This is a genomic window from Bacteroidota bacterium, from assembly GCA_030706565.1.
Lineage (GTDB): Bacteria > Bacteroidota > Bacteroidia > Bacteroidales > JAUZOH01 > JAUZOH01.
In genome coordinates, this window is record JAUZOH010000252.1 from 1 (window position 1) to 5,674 (window position 5,674).

Sequence of the window (5,674 nt, forward strand, 5' to 3'; positions counted from 1 at the left end):
ACCAAACCTTATGATGTCCGTAATGTAATCAAGGCTATTGTTGATGATTCCGACTTCCTCGAGGTTCAGGAATATTGGGCAACTAACGTTGTAATTGGTTTTGCCAGAATTAACGGTGAAACTGTGGGATTTGTCTGCAACCAGCCTCTGGTTTTGGCCGGTGTGCTTGATGTGGATTCATCCGACAAAGCAGCACGTTTTATCCGTTTCTGCGATGCCTTCAACATTCCTATTGTTACCCTGGTTGACTTGCCCGGTTATCTGCCTGGTATCGATCAGGAACATGCCGGTGTGATCCGCCACGGGGCAAAATTGCTTTATGCTTACAGCGAAGCTACTGTTCCCAAGATCACCCTTATCCTTCGGAAAGCTTATGGAGGCGGTTATATCGCCATGAGTTCACGCCACCTGCGTGCAGATTTCGTATTTGCTTGGCCTGATGCAGAAATTGCCGTGATGGGCCCTGAAGGTGCTGCCAATATTATCTTTAAGAAAGATATCGCTGCTGCTCCAAATCCAGAAGAAGTACGTCAGCAAAAAATCCAGGAGTATAAGGATAAATTTGCAAATCCTTATGTTGCTGCAGCAAAAGGATATATTGACTCGGTAATCACTCCGCAGGAAACCAGAAATCTGATGATTCACTGTCTTGATATTTCGGTCAACAAAGATATCGAGAACACTGTTCCATACAAAAAACATGGTTTGCCTCCATTTTAATGCCGGCTGATTGATAAATTAATTTTTAAAATTATTAAGTATGATTGAATCAAATCAAAAAACCGGGATTTTAAATATTGATGGCACACTTTACGAAACCAATCTGACAAAAAAATATCTGGAAAGGAAACCCTGGACTGAACCCGATAAGCGCCAGTACGTTTCACATATTCCGGGCACCGTCGTTCAGATTATGGTGAAAGAAGGCCAACAGGTGAAGAAAGGTACGCCAATGATTATTCTCGAAGCCATGAAAATGAACAATATCGCCCTGGTACCTATAGACGGAACCGTAAAAAAGATATATGTCACGGAAGGACAGAAAATCCCTAAAGGAACATTAATGATAGAATTCGAATAGATTATTCATTAATAAAAAAAGTAAAAGCTTTGCACCCATTCAGGTAGCAAAGCTTTTTTTATTCTTCAGATATAAAACCCGACCTTTCTTTCCACAAAAAGCAACCGGGAAAAGCCTGGTCTATATTTTCAACGGCCGATTCGAAAATACCATATACCGACGACCCGCTTCCTGACATAGCCGCATAAATAGCACCCGATTCATATAATTTATTTTTTATCACTTTAATTTCAGGAAATTGTTTGAAAATATTTTCCTCAAAATCGTTTGCGACGTTTTGTTTCCACTCTTCTACCGGATGGTAAAATAATTCATGAAGCGATTTCTCTGGTTTATGAGGGATTATTCCCGCATAAGCCCCTGCTGTATTCACCGGGATATCTGGTTTTACAACAACCAGGTGATAACCGGCCAGGCGATAAGGTACAGTTTTCAACAATTCCCCTTTGCCCTGGGCATAAGCAGGAAATCCTTCAACAAAAAAGGCACAATCACTGCCCAACTGAGTAGCATATTGCTTTAAACGTTCCACCGGCAAGTTCAGGTTAAATAACTCATTGATTGCTTTCAAGGTGAAAGCGGCGTCAGAAGAGCCGCCCCCAAGCCCGGCGCCAAAAGGGACTATCTTGTGCAGGTGCATCTTTACTGCCGGCAGGTCAAAATCTTTTTGCAACAGGGAATAAGCCCTCAGGCACAGGTTTTTCTCTGCCGGACAATCCACAGGAATGCCCGTCTGAACAAATTGAACCTGTTCTCTGATCTCTGTATCCTTATTCTCGACAACCTCCAGAAGATCGCATAAACGAAGGGGATAAAATATTGTTTCAATGTTATGAAAACCGTCAGAACGCTTTTCAACAATATTTAAACCTATATTTATTTTAGAATTGGGGAAACTCAGCATACAAAAATTGTTTGTCTTCAGCCTCACTCAATCAGCCAAAAGTATTCAACAAAAATAATAAAAAAGCCTTAATATTGGTTTTTTAACACTTTCACCCACAATAAGGCCTGATTTTCCTATTGATTACTAATATCGTCCGTATAAGCGCCATAGAGATACAGGGCGCCATAACTCCAATTACTTCCTTTCACTTCAGGAAAGTTTGGACGGTCCATTGTCAGCAGCATGTATCGATAAGGGAAACCTGCAGGCAGGGAAATGATATTTGCCCAAATTCGTCCCGGAGCTCCCGGCCAATGTGGGGGAAGATCAAATTTAAGCTCACCCAGGGCTGTAAGTTCAGGATAAGAATAAACCCGCATGGGCCCATTGCCCCCAATAAAAGCATAGCGCTTCCCCCCTATCTTTTGAATAACAGTGCCTGTGGAATTATAGGGCACCGGACCTCCAATTTTGGTGAATTTTCCATTCCACTGATTTGACTCAAAAATTGAAGCACGGATATTTTTCTCGACAAAGGAACTGGTAAGCAAGCGCCATTTTTTCACCGAACTATCATAAATAATGCAAGGATCTTCATTGCTGCCCGGAACATTTTCATTGGTCACCACCTTAGCCTTCATAACGGAAAAGCCATGGCGTGGATCGTGCGAAGAAGTCGCTGTAACAAGCCCCGAAGCTCCCCGTCCTTCGCGTCCGGCCACACCTCCAAAATCGCAGGTATATGCCCTCCATTCCCTGGCATCGTCATCATAAAACAGGTGGGAAGCATAATCGTTTCTCAATAATCCGTCGCCGTGATCAAATACAATCATGCCCTCGAAACGCAGATCGAACACCGAAGGATTAAAGCTCATAACTCCTTGCGCAGACTGGTCAATGCCCAACCCCCGGCAACTAAAAGTGAACCAGAGCCTGTTATCATCAAGCAAAGGGCTGCCATCCTTGTGGGTAATAAACCGGACATCCGCCTGGCCAACCCCTGGGGAAAGATAGGAACAAGCTTTGCCTATCGTTACTGTAGAAGCAGGAGGAAGGCTGGCTGCAATATTGAATGTGGAAGAACTTGCAAGTTTGCGGTTCCTGAAATCTACAGCTTCAAGTAAGTGTTCTTTAGGGGTTGTATGCCCAATATATGTTGTTTTTCCATCACGGGTCGAAAATATGGCCAGGCTATTGCCCGAAAGCTGAAGCTGCAAGAGGTATGGAGGTTGTAATGGCTTCCCTTCCGAATATATTACTTCCTTAACCATCCTGGCCTCCGTAAAAATTCTAAGATAAACACCCGGTTTATCGCCTCCGTACCTGACCATAACCTGGACACGATTGCGCAGACCCAGGGTGGCAAGATCTATTCCTACTTCAACCGGGCTACCACCGGCAGGCAGTTGCACGGAACGGACATCCAGCTCGTATGTTGCATAGGGATTTATGCCTCCGGCGTAAATTGCAGGTTGGCTCGTCTTCTCTCCGGCGGGCGAAGAAAGCACCAGGCAACCGCCTGAAAGTTCTGCCTGTGCCTCATCACCGGCCTTGGCCGTATCGACCTCACACACCTTAAACGAAGGATGCATCGAATTGAATGCCACCACCTCGGAAGGTTTTAATTCGCTCAGAGGGATATTATTGGTAAAAAGGAAACGCCTCACTGCCAACCTGTGAAAAGTGAGTTGAAGCGGATTAACCTGAGCCTGCAATTTCCCCTTATTGTTGGATAAAGACTGTGCACCAATACTGCCCACAGCTAAAAGTGTCCAAATAAATATATAAAGTCGTTTCATGTATTTACAAAATCAATTTAATCTTTTGTTACAATTTTAATTACTGCATCATACTTTCTTGTATTGGGGTTAAGAGGAATAAATACATTACCGGCTTCATTATTGTTCCACAAGGTACTTTGATAGTGTAATTCAGCACCGGAACTTAGGAGGTAAATATTTTTCACCTTGTCATTTAATCCACTGACTTTAAGATGTCCCAAATAAGGATACATCCAGTGGGCGTAAATTGTGTTCCCATTTTGGGTATATCGCCCCCACTCGGGTTTAGCGAGGTCAGAGGCCTTGCAGCCATAGATACTCTCACTGTTTTTGTTCATCCAGTTCCCTACTTCACGAAGAATGTGTAAACTTTCTTCCGGGAAATTTCCACGGGCATTTGGGCCTACGTTCAACAACATGTTCCCACTTTTACTGACACAATTTACAAGACTTTGAATGATTAATTCAGGTGACTTCCAATTCTTATCGGACTCATTATAACCCCAGGAATCATTCATGGTAAGGCATGTTTCCCAGGGAATGGGATTGCCATATTTATCAAATAAGGGAGCATCAGGTATCCCTTGTTCCGGCGTTTCAAAATCGCCATAGGAGCTGACCATTCTTTCGGCTGCACCCATATTATGGTTAATTTCCAATCGATTATCTAAAATGATATCCGGTTGATACTTTCGTACCATATCAACCAATTCTTTAGCCTTCCATTTTTCGCCATTATAATCGTCAAAAGAGTAATCGAACCACATAATATCTATCTTCCCGTAATTCTTTACCAGCTCTTCAACCTGGCCATGCATGTATTTCAAATAATTATCCCAGTCGAACTTACGTTTTCCATACTCTTTGTCGTTGCGTTGGGGATGATTTCCAACATTTGGATAGTCAGGATGATGCCAGTCAATGAGCGAATAATAAAGGCCAACTTTTATGCCTTCAGCCCGAAAGGCATCCAGGAATTCACGTACCAAATCCCTCCCTTTGAACCTTGTGCTTATCTTATAATCGGTCAATTTGCTGTCGAACATACAAAAGCCGTCGTGATGCTTGGCAGTTAGCACTGCATATTTCATTCCGGCAGCTTTGGCTGCCTTAGCCCATTTTTTGGCGTCAAAATCAACCGGATTAAATTCATCTACATATTTCTGATATTGTTGAGTAGTCAAATGTTCGTTTGATTTCACCCATTCGCCCCTTGCCGCAACGGCATAGGCACCAAAATGAATAAACATTCCGAACCTTGCATTCCGCCACCATTGTGTGCGTTTCATCACCTGTTCGTACCGGGCAGTATATTCTTTATCCGGCTTTTCCTGAGCATTTATCAGGTTCGCAACAATTGCAAAAAATACAAATGTTGCAATAAACAATTTTTTCATTAATAATGGTTTTTAAAGTAGTTTATGTTACGTTTTATCTAAAATAATTATTTTTCTATCCGCAGTTACAATGAATAATTTGATTCGTTTTTTTACCAGGTAAACGATTTCGATTAACTTTCAGGGAGTTGAATAAAGCCAAAACCACTATTTAAATTTCGCCCTGGTTTTAACCTAAACCAACTTGACCTTTACAATTTTGCCCGGCTGAATCCGGTATTCCACATAACGTCCAGCTTTTTATAAATTATTTTCATAATATTAAAGAATGAAATTATTAAAGCTAAACGTACCGCATACCCCCTAATAAATCTTCATCTTAATTTCCTGACTTTATAGGATCAGGTGCAGCGGGATGCTCAGGATCATAAACAGCAACAGCTACACGTGAATCAGCACATCCATAATAGAGGTACCACTTCTTTTTAAAAAATGTCAAACCTTCAATAAAGACAGTACCATCAATATATTGACCACTTTTTTCGAATGATTCCATAGGGTGAAGAAAAGGAACATCCAATCGTCCGAT

6 protein-coding genes are annotated in these 5,674 nt (G+C 42.1%); 2 read left to right on the forward strand and 4 right to left on the reverse strand.

Annotation, left to right across the window (positions count from 1 at the left end; all coding sequences use genetic code 11):
* Positions 1 to 720, forward strand: a 720-nt coding sequence (locus Q8907_11865) for a carboxyl transferase domain-containing protein (protein MDP4274965.1), incomplete at its 5' end; no start/stop codon positions are given.
* A gap of 40 nt (positions 721 to 760) precedes the next feature.
* Positions 761 to 1,081: an acetyl-CoA carboxylase biotin carboxyl carrier protein subunit gene (locus tag Q8907_11870; GenBank protein MDP4274966.1), complete on the forward strand. Its 321-nt coding sequence runs from the start codon at positions 761 to 763 to the stop codon at positions 1,079 to 1,081.
* Between the two features lie 58 nt (positions 1,082 to 1,139).
* Here the strand turns inward: Q8907_11870 and ispE are convergent, their stop codons facing one another.
* From ispE to Q8907_11890, 4 genes are all read right to left on the reverse strand, one after another.
* Positions 1,140 to 1,985 carry a 4-(cytidine 5'-diphospho)-2-C-methyl-D-erythritol kinase gene (ispE, locus tag Q8907_11875; protein MDP4274967.1) on the reverse strand — a complete coding sequence of 282 codons (846 nt, stop codon included), beginning with the start codon at positions 1,983 to 1,985 and terminating at the stop codon, positions 1,140 to 1,142.
* 116 nt (positions 1,986 to 2,101) lie between these two features.
* Positions 2,102 to 3,766: a hypothetical protein gene (locus Q8907_11880; protein ID MDP4274968.1), complete on the reverse strand. Its 1,665-nt coding sequence runs from the start codon at positions 3,764 to 3,766 to the stop codon at positions 2,102 to 2,104.
* Positions 3,767 to 3,783: 17 nt separating this feature from the next.
* The gene (locus Q8907_11885; protein MDP4274969.1) at positions 3,784 to 5,145 is read right to left on the reverse strand and encodes an alpha-L-fucosidase; all 1,362 of its coding nucleotides are present in this window, start codon (positions 5,143 to 5,145) and stop codon (positions 3,784 to 3,786) included.
* Positions 5,146 to 5,464: 319 nt separating this feature from the next.
* Positions 5,465 to 5,674 (reverse strand): hypothetical protein (locus Q8907_11890; protein ID MDP4274970.1); only part of this gene is annotated, 210 nt, incomplete at its 5' end.

What these genes read in the sequence shown, in the direction of transcription:
- ispE (MDP4274967.1), bottom strand. Translation starts at nt 1,985, where the DNA reads ATGCTGAGTTTCCCCAATTCTAAAATAAATATAGGTTTAAATATTGTT.
- Q8907_11880 (MDP4274968.1), bottom strand. Translation starts at nt 3,766, where the DNA reads ATGAAACGACTTTATATATTTATTTGGACACTTTTAGCTGTGGGCAGT.
- Q8907_11870 (MDP4274966.1), top strand. Translation starts at nt 761, where the DNA reads ATGATTGAATCAAATCAAAAAACCGGGATTTTAAATATTGATGGCACA.
- Q8907_11885 (MDP4274969.1), bottom strand. Translation starts at nt 5,145, where the DNA reads ATGAAAAAATTGTTTATTGCAACATTTGTATTTTTTGCAATTGTTGCG.